The sequence below is a fragment of the Nitrospira sp. genome (genome assembly GCA_016788885.1).
GTDB lineage: Bacteria > Nitrospirota > Nitrospiria > Nitrospirales > Nitrospiraceae > Nitrospira_A.
In genome coordinates, this window is the sequence record JAEURX010000055.1 from 26,660 (window position 1) to 44,614 (window position 17,955).

Sequence of the window (17,955 nt, forward strand, 5' to 3'; positions counted from 1 at the left end):
TATGCCTGTTGTCCACAAATCCACGATTCGACGTGCCCGTCAATCCGAGAAGCGTCGGTTGCGCAATCGCGCCACCCTCAGCTCGGTCCGAAGCATCCTTCGCAAAGTTCAGGATGCGATCGCAGCCAAGAAGCCTGACGAAGCGAAGGCGACCTTGCGCGATGCGACGGCAGCCCTGGGCAAAGCGGTCACCAAAGGTGTCCTTAAGCCCAACACGGCCTCACGCCGCGTGTCCCGGCTTGCTGTTCGAGTGAACGCGCTCATCGCTTCCGCGTCGTAATCGTTCTGACATTCGACACCGGCCTCGCCCCAGACGGTCGCGGGGCCGGTGGTATCGCTTGTGCTCGCTCCGCCGCTGCCGCCGGTTTCGATGCCGGTCCGCAGAGTCGGAACAGCAGGTCTTCCATCACACGGACCGGGCTGCTCCCGCTCCCGCCTTTAAGCTTGGAATCGGTTTCCAAAAACCAGTGAAATGCCTGCGTCAACTGCGCGTCGGGGAATTGGGCGAAGAAGCCACGTAGTCGTGACGGGTCCATCCGGAACGTCCGCGCCGCCTCCCCCTCACGCCCTCCCGCCTTCATCTGGTCTTTCAATTTCCACAGTCGCCGATACTGCCAGATCAACGCGCCGAGGATGCGCAATGGCGCCTCCCCATTCTCGACATTGCGCGCCAGGATCCGTATCGCCCGCCCGTGATCGTGAGCCCCGATGGCGTTCAGCAGATCAAACACCGACACGCCTGGCTCGGTCCCCCGCAACGCCTCCACCTCTGCCGCCTGGACGCTTCGCTCGGACGACACATAGGCCGCCAGTTTCTCCAACTCCCGCTTCACCGCATAGAGCGATTCGCTGCCCACTTCCTTGAGCAACTGAACCGCATCGTCCTGAAGGCGCACCCCCAGGGCCGCGGCTTCCTGCCGAATCCATGTGGAAAGCTGCGCCTCTCGTAACGGCGCACAATTGACCGACACCGCCTGCTTCGTCAGCGCCTGCGTCCACTTGAGGCGCCCATCCAACTTGACCGCCACCACAATCAGGGTCGTCGTGTCATTCGGAGCCGAGAAATAGGGCAGGAGTTTGTCTCCCTCGCGAGCCGGAAGCTTCTCCACAGACTTGTAGACCACGACACGTCGCTCGGCGAACACTGGAATCTCCGCCGCGCAGGCCAACACATCCTCAATCGCCGAGTCGTCGCCATGAAAGATGTCGTAGTTGAATCCGCTGTCCGCTGCCACGCCCAAGGCGGCAGTTCGAAGGGCAGCCACGGAGTGGTCACGGAGGTAATCCTCCTCGCCGACAACCGCATAGAGCGGTGCGACTCCGTCGCGCGCAAGCGCCTGAGGCAACTCTAAACTCGTAACCGAGGCACCCATCCGTGACAGCCCTCCCGTATCTCTATCGCACCGACTCCGGCTGCGGCGGGTTACCCTGGCCGGCCTCCGCCTTCACCGGGCGCTTCAGCACCTTGTCCAGTTCGCCCGCATCCAGAAACAGCAGGAAACGGGAGGCAAGATCTTCCGCCACAAATCGCCCCGCCTGCTCCAAGGCCCGATTCTGCAGCACGCGATTGAATTGCAGATCCTGGGTGAGAAAAAACTCCGACGTGCCCTTGGCGACCTGCGACCAGACCACCCGCTTGGTCTTTGCATCCTCGATTTTTACGCTCACCAGCATTTCCACGCGGCTTTCAAACGTGGTGGTTTGGTCGAAACTCAAGGTCGGCAGAAGAATTTGCATGATCTGCCCGGACAAGAACAGGTCGGCACCGGCCGAAGGACCCACAATCTCCGCCCCTGCCCCCGCGGAGAATTCCCGACGAAGATAGTTGGCGAGCTTGATTTCAAAATTCGGCTCATAGGTAGTATTGGAGATCGGCAGAATGGCCAATCGCGGGGTCTGCGTGCGCTTGGTGGTCGTTTCCGGGGCGCCGCCGACCGTTGGACCTGCGCCCTGCACTCGAAACTGATACCCGCAGGCACTGAGCGACAGGCTCATCGCCAGGGCACAGGCCATACGAAACACATGCCCAGGGACGGCCGAGCCATCCCAAACGCGAGAGTCCGTTCTTCGTGGTTCCAGACGCACCGCTTCACACCACAAAATTGATCAACTTCTTCTCGACGTAAATGACCTTTTTCGGCTCTTTCCCCTGCAGCCATTCGGCGACTTCTTTCCGGGCGAACGGCTCCAGCTGCTCGCGTAATGCCCCGGCATCGACCTCCAACTTTCCGCGCAGCTTCCCGTTGACCTGAACCGGTATCGTCAATCGATCGCTGACGACCAGTGCCGGATCGAACTCCGGCCAGGGCTGCTGGCCCGCGCTTGGCGCATGACCGAGACGTTCCCAGAGCTCCTCACTGAGATGGGGGGCAAACGGCAGCAGCAGTAAGACGAACGGTTCCAATAATCCGCGAGGCCGCTGATCCAACTTGGTCATCTCGTTCGTAAACACCATCATCTGCGAAATGGCCGTGTTGAATCGCAGCGCCTCGATATCGTCCGTCACCTTCTTGATGGTGTAGTGCAGCAACCGCTGCTGCTCCGGCGTCGGCGCCGCACCTGTCACCGCCACACTCAGCGTGCCATCCTCAGCGACCATCAGTCTCCACACACGATCCAGAAATCGTGTAATACCTTCGACGCCGCGCGTGCTCCACGGCTTCATGGATTCCAGCGGCCCCATGAACATTTCATACAGGCGCACCGCATCGGCACCGAACTGATCGATCATATCGTCCGGGTTGACCACGTTGCCGCGCGACTTCGACATCTTCTGATTGTCTTCCCCCAACACGATGCCCTGGTGCACCAGCTTCTTGAACGGTTCGGGGGTACTGACCACTCCGGCATCGAACAACACCTTGTGCCAGAACCGGCTGTAGAGCAGATGCAGCACCGCATGTTCGCTGCCGCCGATGTAGAGGTCCACCGGCATCCAGTACCGTTCCTTCAGCGGATCAACCATCTGACGGGAATTCTTCGGGTCGATGAACCGCAGGTAATACCAGCAGGAGCCGGCCCACTGCGGCATGGTGTTCGTCTCGCGCCGCGCCGGCTTGCCGGTGACAGGGTCCGTGGCCTGCAACCAGTCTTCAAGATTGGCCAACGGGCTCTCGCCGCTCCCGGAAGGCTTGAAGTTCTTTGTTTCGGGCAAGGGCAACGGCAACTGCTCTTCCGGCAGCGGCCTGGGCTCTCCGTCCACCCACACGATGGGAAAGGGCTCACCCCAGTAACGTTGCCGGGCAAACAACCAGTCCCGAAGTTTATAGTTGACGGTCTTCTTCCCCTTCCCGGCAGCTTCCAACCAGGCAGTCATTTGGGGGATCGCTTCGCTAGGCAGCAGGCCATCGATTGAGCAGGACCCGTCGGGCGTGGTGGAGTTGATGACACGGCCGCGATCCGTATCGACGAAGGCAGCCTTGTCGACCTGTCCACCTTGAATCACTTCTCGAATCGGGAGCTGGTACTGCGTGGCAAACGCCCAATCGCGTTCATCATGGGCCGGCACGGCCATGATCGCGCCGGTGCCGTAACTCATCAGCACGTAGTCGGCGATCCAAATCGGCAGACGTTCTTGATTGGCGGGGTTGATGGCATAGCCGCCGGTGAAGACGCCGCTCTTGACCTTCTCCAATTCCTGGCGCTGCAAGTCGCTCTTGCGCGCGGCCGCTTCACGATAGTCTTTCACCCGCGTGCGCTGCGAAGGCGTCGTCACCACATCGACCAGGGGATGCTCGGGAGCCAGAACCATATACGTAGCGCCGAAGAGCGTATCGGGGCGGGTGGTAAAAACGCGCAGATTGCCCGGCACATCAGCAAGCGCGAAATCGACCTCGGCACCGATGGAGCGCCCGATCCAGTTCTTTTGCATCTCCAGCGTACTGGTCGGCCATTCAACGAGACTCAGATCTTCCAACAACCGCTCCGCGTAAGCGGTGATTTTCAGAACCCATTGTCGCATCGGTTTGCGGATGACATCGAATCCACCGACTTCGCTCTTCCCGTCGACGATTTCCTCATTGGCCAGCACCGTCCCCAACGCCGGGCACCAATTGACCGGGACCTCGGCCACATAGGCCAGCCCGCGCTCGAACAGCCGGAGGAAAATCCACTGCGTCCACCGGTAGTAATCCTGATCGGTGGTGCTGAGCTCACGATCCCAATCGTAGGAGAGCCCGACGCGCTTCATCTGCCGTTTGAAGGTCGCAATATTTTGCGCCGTGGTGATGGCGGGATGGACACCGGTTTTCACGGCATACTGTTCAGCCGGCAGCCCAAACGCGTCCCAGCCCATGGGATGCAGCACATTAAACCCGCGCATCCGTTTATACCGGGAGACGATGTCAGTGGCGGTGTACCCTTCCAGGTGCCCGACGTGCAGGCCGGACCCAGAGGGATACGGGAACATATCGAGACAATAAAACTTCGGCTTCGAGGGATCATCCGACGCCCGAAAGGGGCGATGTGTCTCCCAATAGGTCTGCCACTTCGACTCGACAACCTGGTGATCGTATGATTTGCTCATCCTGCTCACATGAAACGCGAGGCGCCCATTCGCACTCGGCGAGAGAACGGACGACTCTAGCATACGCGACACGGAGCGACAAGGATGAGACCGGCGAATGAGGGCCCTCGGGCCCCCTCCACGCCCCTTGATCCCCGGCCCGACTCCTGGTCAAATGCTCGAAGGTATCGAGACACTCAGTACCTGTTCTCATCGACCATCGGAATCCATCCCACGCCATGTACGCGACCTACATCTTCCCCCGCCTCATGGATTGGGTGCTTCGGGGCGAGCGCTTCCAAGCCCAGCGACAGCGACTACTCGCCGCAGCCCATGGGAACGTGGTGGAGATCGGCTTCGGCACCGGACTGAACCTGCCGCACTATCCTCGAACTGTCACCGACCTGTATGCCGTCGACCCCGCCCCCCTGCTTCCCCAGCGTGTGGCGCAGCGGGTTGCGCAGGCCCCGTTTCCGGTCCGTCTCCAACATGTGAGTGCCGAGGAACTGCCATATGAGCCCGCCACATTCGACTGCGCGGTCAGTACCTTCACGCTCTGCACGATCCCGGACCCATTGCGCTCGTTGCGCGAGGTTCGACGGGTGCTCAAGCCCGATGGGCGGTTCCTGTTCCTGGAGCATGGCCGAAGCGACGATCCCATCACCGCCCGATGGCAAGATCTCCTCAATCCGTTGCAACGTCGGGTGGCCTGCGGCTGCAACCTCAACCGCCAGATCGATCGGTTAGTGGTCGAAGCAGGTTTTCACCTCGAACAGCTTGACCGTGAGATCCTCTCCGGCGTGCCCAGGATCGGCGGAGAGTTGTATCGTGGCACCGCCATTCCCTAGCACCATCCCTTAATGGGAACCAACGACGTTCATCAAATTGTATCCCTCACGGCAATTTTGTAGACTGCAGTCTATGGCGCACATGCCTTGCAGTCGTCCTTCCCCAAGACGGGAGTGATCCCGATGGCTTCCACGCAACCAGTTCCACTGGACCGTCCCTCCTCGACCGCGTCACTCACACACGCCGCCGATGCGGCCATGGAAGCCAACCTGATGCTGCAGCGAGTCACGCTGCTCTATGAGGGTATGCCGGCGGCCCTCGCAGCCGGACTCGGCTGTGCGCTTGCGCTGGTCGTCGTCGATTGGCAGGTCCTCCCGCAGAACTGGCTGCTGGCGTGGCTGACCTACCATATGATCCTCTCCACCGGGCGATACCTCCTCGCACGATCATTCAGAGCCACCAAACCGACCACCTCTACGAGCCAACGCTGGCACCGCGCATTTCTGACCGGAACGACTCTCGCCGGACTGGGATGGGGTGCGTCGGCGCTGATCCTGTTTCCCGAGTCTTCTCCCACGCATCAGGTGTTTCTGGCGTTCGTACTCGCCGGGGTCTCCGCCGGCGCCTCATCCACTCTGGCCGCGCGCTTCGATGCGTTTCTCTCGTTCGCCCTTCCGACTCTGACGCCGCTCATTCTGCGGTTTTTCTTCCTCAACCATGAGCACGCGCTGCCCATGGCGATCTGCACCCTCTTGTTTTCCCTGCTCATGATCTACACCGCGTCCCGAACCTCGAACACCGTGCTGGAAACCCTTCGGCTGAAATATCACAACGCCCAACTCGTGGATCAACTCGCCTCACAACTGGAGGAAGGGGAACAAACCGCGCTGCGTCTGAACGTCCATTCCGAACACTATCGCTTCATCATGGAGTATGCGCAGGACATCATTTACCGCACCGACCGGAGCGGCCGCTTGACCTTCATCAATCCCGCCGTCATCCGCCTGCTGGGCTATCACGAGACCGAGATGCTCGGCCACCGCGCGCTGGACCTGGTACACCCGAGCTACCGCCGTACCACGGAACATTTCTATATCCGGCAATTCCTCCGGAAACTCCCCAGCACCTACTACGAATTTCCAGTGGTGACCAGACGCCTTCAGACGCTGTGGGTCGGCCAAAACGTGCAGCTCCTGCTGCGCGACCAGGAGGTCATCGGATTTCAAGCGGTGATGCGTGACATCTCCGCACGCAAGCAAACCGAGGAAGCGTTGCGCTTCAGCCAGGAGCGCTATCGGGCGCTGTATGAGAGCAGCCCTGAAATGTTATTGACCGTCGACTCCAAAGGCAACCTCCTCACGGTCAATGCCACTGCCGCCGCCGAATTGGGGTATGACGCCGACGCATTGATCGGTCAGCCCGTCTCCCTCATCGTCCACGCAAACGATCAGGCCAAGATGCAGCAGCATTTTGATGACTGTCTTGCCCGGCCTGGCGACGTGCTCCGTTGGGAGTTCCGGAAAATCCGGAAAGACGGAAGCCACATCTGGGTGAGAGAAGCCGCCCGCGCTGTTCGGAATCCGGACGGCCGATTCGACATCGTCATCGTGTGCGAAAACGTGACTGAACGAAAAGGCATGGAAGACGCCCTAACCCATACACGCCAGCTCCTCGAATCGATCGTCGAACACATCCCTCATATGGTCTTTCTGAAAGACGCGCTGGAGTTGCGATACGTCCAATTCAACAAAGCGGGCGAGCAGCTGACCGGCCTCCCGCGTGAAGCGCTCCTGGGAAAGAACGATTTCGACTTCTTCCCTCGGGAACAGGCGGAATTTTTCACCGCGCGGGATCGCGAAGCGCTGACGGGCGGCGCCATGCTGGACATTCCGGCCGAACCGATCCAGACGAAGGATCACGGGCTGCGTTGGCTCCATACCAAGAAACTCCCTCTGTACGACCACGCCGGCGTGCCACGGTACCTTCTGGGCATCTCGGAAGACATCACGGACCAGAAGCAGCGACAGGAAATCGAACAGCTCCGCTTGGGGCAACTCGCGACGCAACAGACGGTCCTCCACAAACTGGCCGAAGACCCGGCCATTCATAGCGGACACCCGCAACAGGCGTTCCCCGCGATGACTGAACATGCCGCCGCCACCTTCGCCGTCGAACGGGCGAGCATCTGGCTTTTCGACGAGGCCCAAACAACGCTGATCCTTCAAGACCTGTTCGAAGCCACACCGAAACGCCACCTGCGTGGGGCCACCCTGTCCACCGCCCAATACCCGGCATACCTGCGAGCACTGGAAACCGAACCCTATTCCCTGGCCGCCCATGCGGCCCAAACCGACCCACGCACCTGCGAACTCAGCGCTTCCTATCTGGCTCCGCTCGGCATCGTCGCCATGCTGGATGCCCCGATCCGCCGTCACGGGCGCGTGGTCGGAGTCTTGTGCCTCGAGCATATCGGCCCGCCGAAATCCTGGACCAGCGAGGAAGAAGCGTTCGCTGCCTCCCTGGCCGCCATGGCCACCCTCACACTCGAAGCCGCCGACCGACGGCAGGCGCAAGAAGCCCTGGAGCAACATGTCCGTGAGCGCACCGGTGAGTTGCGACGCATGACCGCGCACCTGCAGACCATCATCGAAGAATCCCCGCTGGCAATGATCGAACTGGACCAGGCCGGACACGTCACGACCTGGAATGCCGCCGCCACCTCGCTGTTCGGATGGACCAAAGAGGAAGTCCTTGGACAGGAACTCCCGTACGTGCCGTCCGGACAAGAGCGGGAGTCCGATGAATTGTGGAATTCGGTCATGAGCGGGGGCGCGCCACGCGGCCTGGAGCTGCGCCGCAAACGAAAAGATGGCAGCCTCATCGACGTCAACATGTGGGGGACACTGCTTCAAGGCCCGGGCAGCCAGACAACCGGATCGATCGGATTTTTCATCGACGTGACTCAACACAAACAACTGGAAGAGCAACTCCGGCAAGCCCATAAGATGGAAGGCATCGGACGACTCGCCGGCGGCGTCGCCCACGACTTCAACAATCTTCTGACCGTGATCAACGGATGCGCCACGCTCGTCCTGGAACAGGTGCGGACTGAAGATCCGTTGCGCCGCTCGCTGACTGAAATCCTGACTGCCGGTCAACGGGCGGCGGCACTGACCAGGCAACTCCTCGCCTTCAGCCGAAGACAAGTCCTCACCTTTCAGACCTTCAACTTGAACGAAGCCCTGGCCTCCATCGGTTCGATGATCGAGCGGCTGATCGGGGAAGATATCACCCTCATTCGGGATCTGACACCGAAACCGTGCATCATCCGCGCAGACCGGGGGCAAATCGATCAAGTGATCTTGAATCTGGCGGTCAATGCAAAGGATGCCATGCCGCATGGCGGAACGTTGACGCTGGGGACGCGCATCCTGCTCATCACTGAGGATTCGCCGGTGCCGCATCCCGCCCTGCTTCCTGGAAGCTACACACACCTGTCCGTCCGCGACTCGGGTATGGGCATGGACCGGGCCACCCTGTCGCATATCTTTGAGCCATTCTTCACGACCAAGGAAGAGGGCAAGGGAACTGGCCTGGGACTGGCGACGGTCTATGGGATCGTCAAACAAAGCCAGGGCTTCGTCTTTGCCGACAGCAACCCGGGCGAGGGCACTACGTTCGATATCTACTTTCCCTCAGCCGAGGCCCCTCAGCTGGCCGCCCCGCCACCTCCCGCCTCACGACCACATTGCGGGCATGAAACCATTCTGCTGGTGGAAGACCAACAAGCCGTCAGGCTGTTACTCACCCACGCCCTGTCGGACTATGGGTACACCTTGCTGGAAGCCTCCAGCGGACAGGAAGCGTTGCGGCTCGTCGCCGCAGCGAAGACACCGATCCACATCCTGCTCACCGATGTGGTCATGCCACAGATGACGGGGCCGGCATTGGCCGAACGCCTCCGTCAGCAATGGCCGGATCTGCGGGTGTTGTTCATGTCGGGGTATGCGGAAGGGAGTGTGCTACCGACATTTCTCGCCGAACCGGGCACCGGCTTCATTCAGAAGCCGTTCCTGCCCACGGAACTGGCGAGGAAATTGCGCGAACTGCTCGATCCGGCCAAGTGACTCACCCGCACCGGAAGGCGGAACAGCGGGGCCGCCCTACCGCGACAAAATCGACTGAAACGTTTCGATGGAGTGAAATCGCGAGGAAGGGATTGCGGACGCCTGCGAGCTCGACTTCGAACGGTGATAGATGCGGCCGATACCAAACTGCGCCGCCGCCGCGAGACATTGCTCGTCGTCATCGATGTAGAGCGCGCGTGACGGCTCGAATCCGACCAACTCTCGGCACGTCGGCCAGTATTCAGACCGCATCTTGAGCCACCCCACCTCAAAGGCGTCCACGATACGATCGACCCGCCGATCCAGACCGGTCTTGGCGGCTTTGACCTCGACTCCCGCCCGATGCGCATTGGTGAGAATCGTCACGCGTTTGCCCAATCGCCGCAACGACGTCAAAAATTCCTCCGCGTCGGGAAGAAACCCGATCATATGGTCGAGTTCCCGATGCATCGCCACCACGTCGATATCCACTTGCTCCGTCCAATAGTGCAGATCCGTCCAGGCCAGCTCACCCTCCACGGAACGATACATCCGCATCAATCGGTCGCGGGCTTCGTCGAAGGGCAACGCATGTTTCACCGCATACCGTCTCGGCAACTCCTCCTCAAAAAAGAAGTTGTCGAAATGACGGTCCAGCAACGTGCCGTCCATATCGAGCAGGACATCGTCGATCTCGTTCCAGTCGAGCGTGTGGGGTGCCCGATCGGACTGATTGTGGTGCATGGTCACAGTATAGCGGAGACCGGCGGAACAAGACGAGTGATTGTGTTCGTTGAAATCTCTGTGATACCGTCCTTCACCATGCCACGCCCCAAAACCGCTCGTGGACCCGTTGCGCCGCTGTTCACGCTTGAAGGCGGTCGACTGCCCATTATCGCCCTGATCGGACGGCCCAACGTCGGCAAATCGACGCTGTTCAACCGCATTCTCGGCACCAGAGCCGCGATTGTGGACGACGTGCCGGGCGTGACGCGCGACCGCAACTATGCCGATACCAGCTACCGCAATCGGCACTTCCGGCTGGTCGACACGGGCGGCCTCGATCCGACGGCCCACGAAGGCATGTTGTCCTTAATCCGGCAACAATCCCAACTCGCCATTGCCGAAGCCGATATTCTCGTGCTCGTCCTCGATGCCCGAGCCGGCCTGACCCCGCCGGACGAAGAAGTCGTCCACACCTTGCGCGGAACGGACAAGCCCGTCTTTTATGTGGTCAACAAAGTGGATACCCCGAAGGCCGATCCGCTCGTCTCCGACTTCTACCGCCTGGGCCAGGAACAACTCTATCCCCTGTCCGCCGAACATGGGATCGGCGTCGCCGAATTGCTCGACGACCTCTTGCCTCACATGGTGGAGTTGGCCGGCGAGGAGACTGCGTCGGAGATCCCCCGGATTGCGATCGTGGGACGTCCGAACGTCGGGAAATCCACCCTCGTCAACTCGGTTCTCGGGGAAACACGCGTCGTCGTCAGCGATGTGCCTGGAACTACGCGAGATCCGGTGGACTCGGTCGCGACGTTCAAAGATCGACAGTATGTATTGACCGACACCGCCGGCATCCGTCGTCGAGGCCGCGTGGAGCGCGGCATTGAAGGCTATAGCGTCGCCCGATCCTTGCGTGCCATCGGCCGTTCGGACGTGGCAGTGCTCCTCCTCGACGCCGAAGAAGGCGTGACCGAACAGGACACCAAGATCGCCGGCCTGGTCCTCAAACAAGGACGAGCCTGCATCCTGGTCGTAAACAAGTGGGACCTCAAGGCCGACGACGTGAGTGCCCGTGAAGCCTACAAGCAAGACCTCGAACGACGCTTTCCCTTTCTTGCCTGGGCTCCCGTGCTCTTTATTTCTGCCCTGGAGCAGGATTTCTTGCGCGGCCTGTTTGCCCTGATCGACCAGGTCTACCTGTCATTCTGCAAACGGGTTCCCACCGGCAGCCTGAATCAATTTTTCCAGGGCCTCTTGGAGGAACACCCGTTGCCGGTGCGAAAAGGCAAACCGGCCAAGGCCAGCAAGTCGGCCTTCATGACGCAAGTTGCGACACGTCCCCCGGCATTTGCGCTGTTTGTGGGACACCCGGACAACATGACCCCGGCCTATCTGCGCTTCCTCGAGAACCAAATCCGGAAGGAGTACCATTTTTCCGGGACCCCCATTCGGTTGATGATCCGAAAAAAGTGACGCGGCGTTCCGGCGAGTGGCCCCCTACAGTTCGCCACGCCTGATCCTTGGCGACACCAGCCTCGCAGCAGCCGGCTTCGAGGGCCTTTCATCTTGACTCACACCGACCGGCATGTTATTCGCACAGGAGACGTTGTACGCCACGCACGATCCGGCAGGACCCGTCACTCCCAGGAGAGGACCGGTTTCTCCCCCGCACAATCGGCGTCACACCATTTCCACACAGAACCAGTCGATGAACACTATGGCTACCTTCGTGCATTCCCATCAGCGATCGTTGCTTCTCTCACTCCCGTTGCGCATGGGTGTTTCCCTGTTGTGCCTGACGACACCGACCTGGGCAGACACGGCCACACCGCTCATTGAACCGCCACCGCTGGCCGAATCCGGCGAATCCCCCGCTCCGCCCATCGAGACGGAAGGAGCCGCGCCCGAGATGGTGGCCCCTCAGGCCCCGGTTTCGCCGTCCGTGCAGGTCTCCGGCTCAATCTGGCGGTCCAAACCCGGAATCATTTTCCTGCAGACCCCGATCGGCCCGCTCTCGCTCAGTTCAAAAAGCACGCTGCGGGACATCAAAAATTCCCACAAGATCACGCTCTACGTCCATGGCACCACCACCGTCGTCGATATACGCGAGCGGGGCGTCGACAAACTGGTGCACCGCTACGTGACGGGGATGCCTAACTTCACGACTCCGGATAAACATGCCGTCGAGCTCTGGACCCCAGACGGCGAACGGTCGTTCACGCTCGGCGCGTATGAATCCAAAATCGCCGGCCGTTCGGACCAACAGCCGTTTACCGTCGAAGTCGACGGAGCGGGAACCGTTCGCGGCCTACACGACGTGCAGTTCGATCTCCAGGTCAACCAGATTCCCCGCACCGCCTCAGCCGTCCGCCTCTTGCTGAACGGAACCGTCTCCAAGCTGAAGTCGAACTATGTCTTTCTTAAAACCCCGCTTGGCATCGTCACTGTCAGCGCAAAAACCGGGGTCCGGAACGCCAAGGTAGGGCAAGAGATGTCGGTCTGGGTCCAGGACCGGCATGTGGCCATCGATCTCTACCAAGACGGTCTCTCCACCCCCTCGCGCCGATTCCTGTCGGGCCCGCTGGCGTATGAAGACGGACAGACCGCGCTGATCATGCACACTCCCGAAGGGACACAATCCATCCCCCTCACACAACGACCGTCGTCCCTGTCAGCCATGAAAGAAGGCCTGCCGATCACCGTGGAATTAGGACAGCAAGGCGAACTCGTCGACATCCGTCGCGTTCCCTAACCGTCGGTGCAGCCACATGGAGTCGAATCTCGCTCCCTTGACAGGATTCCAACCCCGCCCGTAGACTTCCCTCCGCGTATGGCAGCACGGAAGCACAGTCATCACGGCTCTACAGACGGCCATGACGCCTCCCCCGCCGCATCTCGTCCGTTCGACCAACTCTACCGCGACAACGTCGATGTGATGTATCGCTTTGCCTATCGTCTCTGTGGCGAAGCAGAAGCGGCCAAGGACCTGGTCCAAGAGACCTTCCTCAACGCCTACCGCGCCTACGACCGCTTCCGCGGGGACTCGCAGGTCTCGACCTGGCTCTATGCCATTGCCTCCCATGCCTGCCAACGCATGCGGCGCAAGCGAAAGGGGGAACCGGAACGAGAGTTATCCCTCACCGAGTTCATCCCGACGTCCGAGGGCGAATTTTCCCTACAGATCCCCATGGAAGGCCTGAGCCCTCAGGAAGCGCTGGAAAATAAGGAACTGCGGCAGATTCTCGACCGGGCCATCGCCAAGCTGCCGCGCAAATACCGCATGGTCCTGGTCTTGCGCGACATGGAAGGGTTAAGTGCCAAAGAGGTCGGCAGCATTCTCGGACTGAACGAGCGCGCCATCAAGTCCCGGCTACACCGCGCCCGCTTGTTTGTCCGGAAAGAACTCAGCGGAAACGGCCTGACGGCAGAAGGGCACGAGGGCATTACCACCCGGCACTGAGAGTTTGGTATAGTCAAGAAGACGCAACCACCATGGCAGACCGCGTACGCACATATCCAGGCAGCCGCAAGCCGACCCCTCACCAGGGTCACGGCAAGCGAAATTGTGTGAAGGTCCTCGAACGCCTCTCAGCCTACCTGGACAACGAATTGTCGAGCGATGTGTGTTCGGAGATTCGCATGCACCTCGGCGATTGCCCGAATTGTGAGGTGTTTCTCGACTCCCTACGCCAAACGGTCCGCCTGTGTCAGCATCGCCCTGCCCCGCCGCTCTCCGAAAAAGATCGTACCGCCCTGCGGCGACAGATTTTAAAAGCTACCGAAGCGGTGTAGCCGGTCGTGATGGCGGCGCTCCACAGCCCGACGAAGCCTGCGTCGCCGTGCGCTGACTGTTACACAACCGCCGATTTACCCGCGCACCCCACCACCAGATCTCGTCGCATGAGGCTGTCCGACCGCCTCTTCCTCGTGCTGCTGCTCTGCGGGAGTGGAAGCGGGGTGCTGCTGGCTCAACCATCGGGCACGCTTGATCGCGGCCACACCGTCTACCGTGAACATTGTGTGGAGTGCCACGGGGAAGGCGGGAAGGGCGACGGCCCTAAGGCCCCGTTTCTCTCGCCGCGCCCGGGGAATCTCGTGTCGGCAGCCACCTCCGCCAAAACCGATAAGGAACTGCTGCGCACGATCGCGCAAGGCAAGCCCCGCACCGCCATGCCCGCCTGGCAGGACCGATTAGCGGCGGAAGATCAAGAGGCCGCGCTCCAGTATATTCGCTCATTGGTGCGGTTCAGCCGATCCCCGGCCCCCTCGTCCCCATCCCCCTGAAGCGGGACTCTTTACGTCCACGCCCCTTTCGTCTGAAAAGAGCCCCGTGATAGAGTGACCTTCTTTTTATCCTCACGGGAGGTCGTTCGCATGATTCGCGGGAACCTGTTCCATCGACGACAGATGACTACTCTTGCAACCCTCGCACTCACGCTCGTGGCCTGGGCCGGATCAGCCGAATCGGCACCCACAGCCGGCGCGAAGGGACATGCCAAGGCTGGCGCCGTCAAAACGACACCGGCCATACAAACTGCGATCCGGTATGCTGAAGCCCTTTCACAGGGCGATCGCGTCACGGCGGGACAACTGGACTTCGCCTGCCAGTACCGTTTCGTCACCGCGCTTCAGGGGAAGGCGAAACAATTCGCCCCCTCCGGAGACGCCTTCTACGATGCCTGTTGGCAAACCCTGACCGACGCGTATGCACCCATGCTGAAACGGTCGGACATCGCCATGGATATCCTGTGGCCAAGCGCCGGCCCGCTGGTCTTTTTCGGCGATGATCTTCCAAGAGCCCCCGCCTCCACCTTCGTCGCGGACGTGGTGGGGATTTCGCCTCCCGGCAGCGGCCTCCATGTCACGGCCCTGGGTAGCCGCACCATTCCGTCCGGTTCGTTCAAACTGACGCGAGCCGGAAAGGTGCTGGCGGCCCCGACAACCTTGGTGCAGCTTGCGATTCAATATCAGGACCCCCTCACCTCGCCTGTGAGCTATGCCGCGGGCAATGTGAAATGGACCAATACGATCAAGCGCCCTCGACGGGCGCTCAAATCCATGACCACCCAATGGGTCGTCTTCACCGGATTGAAGCAACACGGATTCCCCGGCGATACCGCGGTCTTCAACCTGCCGGTTGCCTCCCAACCGGAAGCACCGGGCATGGTCGCGGATAAAATTCCGTTCACCACCGAGGTGAGCCGGGTGTTGCCGGAATCCCTGTCCTGGTGGGGACCGAACGATCAGCCTGGGGTTCTGACCGCCGCGGCCGCACGCGCAGCCATTTTCCCTGACCTCCGGGATCGGGTCGCCTTGCTCAATCGCGTGCTGATCATCGATCCTCAGCAGCCGGACGCCCTTACGGTCCTGACTCGTCATCTCTACAGTGCACTCCTGTTTGAGGCTCGAAGCGCGCACCAGGTGCCGACGAAAGATCCGGCACTGGGCATCGTCGTCGACGAGTTTTATTGGAACATCTATGCGCAAGGTCTCCGGATGGACCTCTCGAATGGGATGGAGATGGGCGGCCTCAGTCAACCGACGCCGGCCGACCTCTTGTACCGCCTGATACCGGCGCTCCAAACCCTGGCCACCATCCGGCCGGAGCAACTCGACAACCGGTTCCGGCTCGGAGTTGCCTATCGATGGAACAACGACCAGATTCCCATGGTTGAAACCTTCGAAGCTCTGGTCAAAGACATTCCCGACAGCCGCAGAACGCCCAAAGCCGAGGCCTTGCTCCAGCTCGCCTGGTCTCGCATCAACAAGGTGTCTTGGAATCGTATCCTGCATGACCCGGAAACCCCGCGAGCCTACGCCAACGCCGAAGCCTCTTTGGCGCAAGCCGAGCTTCCCCTGGATAAATTCCTGGCCGAATATGCCATGGCCTACACCATGATCTTTCTGCCGAACTACGGGGACAAGGAGAAGATGCTCCACCACCTCACCGAAGCCAAACGATGGTTCGATGAAGTCCCCGGCAAATCGGATGCCGTATGGCGCTACTTCCTTCACACCGGACTGTTGAAAGCGGTGCTTGACGCCGATCCGCTGTTCGCCCCCATCCTGGCCACCGCTCCCCAGTCCTAACCGATCGACCCAGGACCGACAGAGGCGGACCAGCCTCTGTCGGTCTGTCGGCGAAGCCCGCGAGCACATTCCTTCCACCCATCCCTTCCCGCCTTGTCAACCATAGATGCCTGTGGTAACGATGTCGCCGAGGCAGAGAGCAGGAGGGACGATGCCACACCCACGACCAAGCCGATACACACACCACTTCGCCACGCTCCTCATGCTCCTCGCCTGTTCGCTTCATCTCGCCGGCTGCTCGATATTCGGTGGAACATCACAACCGTTGATCGTCAATTCAGAGCCGCCGGGCGCTGACGTCTTGATCAACGGCACCCTCGCCGGCACCACCCCATTGCAACAGCAGGTGCCCCGAAGAGGAGACCTCACCGTGGAGGTCCACAAAACCGGCTACACGCCGCAGACCCGCGTGACCGGCCGAAAACTCAGCAGTGTCGGCATCGTCGATGTCATCGGAGGAGCATTCTTCCTGCTGCCGCTGCTCGGCCTCATCGCGCCCGGCGCCTGGGAGCAGGACCCGTCGACGATCGGCATCACTCTCGAACCGGACAAGCCACACCCTGCAACCACACCCTAACCGACCTGTCCATGATGCCCCGGCCATGAACGGATCAGAAGGAGTACAGAGAATGATCGACGTACAGGGCTATGCCGCCCGCACCGCAAAATCCCGACTCGCCCCGTTTACTTTTTCGCGCCGCGCTGTGGGCCGGCACGACGTGCTGATCGGAATCCAGTACTGCGGTATTTGCCATTCAGACGTGCATCAAGCGCGGGATGAATGGGGCGGCTCGAGCTTCCCCATAGTGCCTGGACATGAAATTGTCGGCATCGTCGAACAGGTCGGCGCCTCAGTGAAGCAATTCAAGGTCGGCCAACTGGTCGGCGTCGGATGCTTCGTCGATTCCTGCCGGACCTGCCCGCAATGCAAGAAGGGCCAGGAGCAATACTGCGAGGGCCATCTCAGTTTCACTTACAACGGGACGGAGCGGGACGGGGTCACTCAGACCTATGGCGGCTACTCCACGAAGGTCGTGGTCGATCAGCGGTATGTCCTTCGCATCCCCAAGCAATTACGTCCCGAAGAAGCCGCGCCACTGCTGTGCGCAGGCATCACCACGTACTCTCCCTTGCGCCATTGGGGGGTGGGAAAGAAACATCGACTGGCGGTGGTCGGCCTGGGGGGACTTGGCCATATGGCCGTCAAAATCGGAGCGGCCTTAGGAGCTCACGTCACCGTGCTGAGCCATTCCGACAAAAAACGGCGCGATGCGAAACGATTGGGCGCCAAAGACTTCTTCAAGACATCCGATCCCAAAACATTCACGACGCTGGCCAAACAATTCGACTTCATTCTGGACACCGTTTCAGCGCCCCATGACTTGGATGCGCAATTGGAATTACTCAAGACCGACGGCACGATGATTCTCGTCGGCGTGCCGGACAAGCCGGCGCAATTGGGGGCCTTTCCATTGATCATGCAGCGGCGGAGATTGGTCGGCTCGTTGATCGGAGGGATTCAGGAAACGCAGGAGATGTTGGATTTCTGTGCGAAGCACACCTGCGGAGCCGACGTGGAGGTCATCCCGATACAACAGGTGAATGAGGCCTATGACCGACTGGTTCGAGGCGACGTCCGCTATCGGTTCGTCATCGACATGAGTTCATTGCGACAATAGCCGCGAGGCCCGTTACAGTGGCAGGACGTTCGATCCTCGCTCCGCATCCCTGATCCAGCCT

15 protein-coding genes are annotated in these 17,955 nt (G+C 60.6%); 11 read left to right on the plus strand and 4 right to left on the minus strand.

Annotation, left to right across the window (positions count from 1 at the left end):
- The first annotated feature begins 1 nt into the window (after position 1).
- Positions 2-280 (plus strand): 30S ribosomal protein S20, encoded by a 279-nt coding sequence (gene rpsT, locus JNL86_15535; protein MBL8044321.1) that lies wholly within the window; start codon positions 2-4, stop codon positions 278-280.
- Here rpsT and holA read toward each other — a convergent pair.
- The 3 genes from holA to JNL86_15550 all read right to left on the minus strand — a co-directional run bounded on the left by holA (position 261) and on the right by JNL86_15550 (position 4,525).
- Positions 261-1,373 (minus strand): DNA polymerase III subunit delta, encoded by a 1,113-nt coding sequence (gene holA / locus JNL86_15540; GenBank protein MBL8044322.1) that lies wholly within the window; start codon positions 1,371-1,373, stop codon positions 261-263. The genes rpsT and holA overlap by 20 nt on opposite strands.
- Positions 1,374-1,395: 22 nt before the next feature.
- Positions 1,396-2,013 (minus strand): hypothetical protein, encoded by a 618-nt coding sequence (locus JNL86_15545; protein MBL8044323.1) that lies wholly within the window; start codon positions 2,011-2,013, stop codon positions 1,396-1,398.
- 76 nt (positions 2,014-2,089) lie between these two features.
- Positions 2,090-4,525: a leucine--tRNA ligase gene (locus JNL86_15550; protein MBL8044324.1), complete on the minus strand. Its 2,436-nt coding sequence runs from the start codon at positions 4,523-4,525 to the stop codon at positions 2,090-2,092.
- Positions 4,526-4,743: 218 nt separating this feature from the next.
- Between JNL86_15550 and JNL86_15555 the strand changes: the two genes are divergently transcribed.
- Entirely contained in the window at positions 4,744-5,352 is a 609-nt protein-coding gene (locus JNL86_15555) for a class I SAM-dependent methyltransferase (protein MBL8044325.1), read from the plus strand.
- Between the two features lie 123 nt (positions 5,353-5,475).
- Positions 5,476-9,420: a PAS domain S-box protein gene (locus JNL86_15560; GenBank protein MBL8044326.1), complete on the plus strand. Its 3,945-nt coding sequence runs from the start codon at positions 5,476-5,478 to the stop codon at positions 9,418-9,420.
- A 36-nt stretch (positions 9,421-9,456) separates the two neighbouring features.
- On the opposite strand, the gene JNL86_15565 is transcribed toward JNL86_15560, so the two are convergent.
- A complete protein-coding gene (locus JNL86_15565; GenBank protein ID MBL8044327.1) occupies positions 9,457-10,071 on the minus strand; it encodes an HAD hydrolase-like protein in 615 nt (204 codons plus the stop codon).
- A gap of 132 nt (positions 10,072-10,203) precedes the next feature.
- On the opposite strand from JNL86_15565, the gene der reads away from it, so the two are divergent.
- From der to JNL86_15605, 8 genes are all read left to right on the plus strand, one after another.
- Positions 10,204-11,598: a ribosome biogenesis GTPase Der gene (gene der, locus JNL86_15570; GenBank protein MBL8044328.1), complete on the plus strand. Its 1,395-nt coding sequence runs from the start codon at positions 10,204-10,206 to the stop codon at positions 11,596-11,598.
- A 244-nt stretch (positions 11,599-11,842) separates the two neighbouring features.
- Positions 11,843-12,877 (plus strand): hypothetical protein, encoded by a 1,035-nt coding sequence (locus tag JNL86_15575; GenBank protein MBL8044329.1) that lies wholly within the window; start codon positions 11,843-11,845, stop codon positions 12,875-12,877.
- A gap of 78 nt (positions 12,878-12,955) precedes the next feature.
- Entirely contained in the window at positions 12,956-13,585 is a 630-nt protein-coding gene (locus JNL86_15580; GenBank protein ID MBL8044330.1) for an RNA polymerase sigma factor, read from the plus strand.
- Between the two features lie 32 nt (positions 13,586-13,617).
- Entirely contained in the window at positions 13,618-13,917 is a 300-nt protein-coding gene (locus JNL86_15585; protein MBL8044331.1) for a zf-HC2 domain-containing protein, read from the plus strand.
- A gap of 108 nt (positions 13,918-14,025) precedes the next feature.
- On the plus strand, positions 14,026-14,409 hold the full coding sequence (locus tag JNL86_15590) for a cytochrome c (protein MBL8044332.1): 384 nt from the start codon (positions 14,026-14,028) through the stop codon (positions 14,407-14,409).
- A 90-nt stretch (positions 14,410-14,499) separates the two neighbouring features.
- The gene (locus tag JNL86_15595; GenBank protein ID MBL8044333.1) at positions 14,500-16,215 is read left to right on the plus strand and encodes a hypothetical protein; all 1,716 of its coding nucleotides are present in this window, start codon (positions 14,500-14,502) and stop codon (positions 16,213-16,215) included.
- 151 nt (positions 16,216-16,366) lie between these two features.
- Complete coding sequence (locus tag JNL86_15600; GenBank protein MBL8044334.1) at positions 16,367-16,792, plus strand: PEGA domain-containing protein; 426 nt, start codon at positions 16,367-16,369, stop codon at positions 16,790-16,792.
- A gap of 52 nt (positions 16,793-16,844) precedes the next feature.
- On the plus strand, positions 16,845-17,894 hold the full coding sequence (locus tag JNL86_15605) for an NAD(P)-dependent alcohol dehydrogenase (GenBank protein ID MBL8044335.1): 1,050 nt from the start codon (positions 16,845-16,847) through the stop codon (positions 17,892-17,894).
- Positions 17,895-17,955 lie beyond the last annotated feature (61 nt).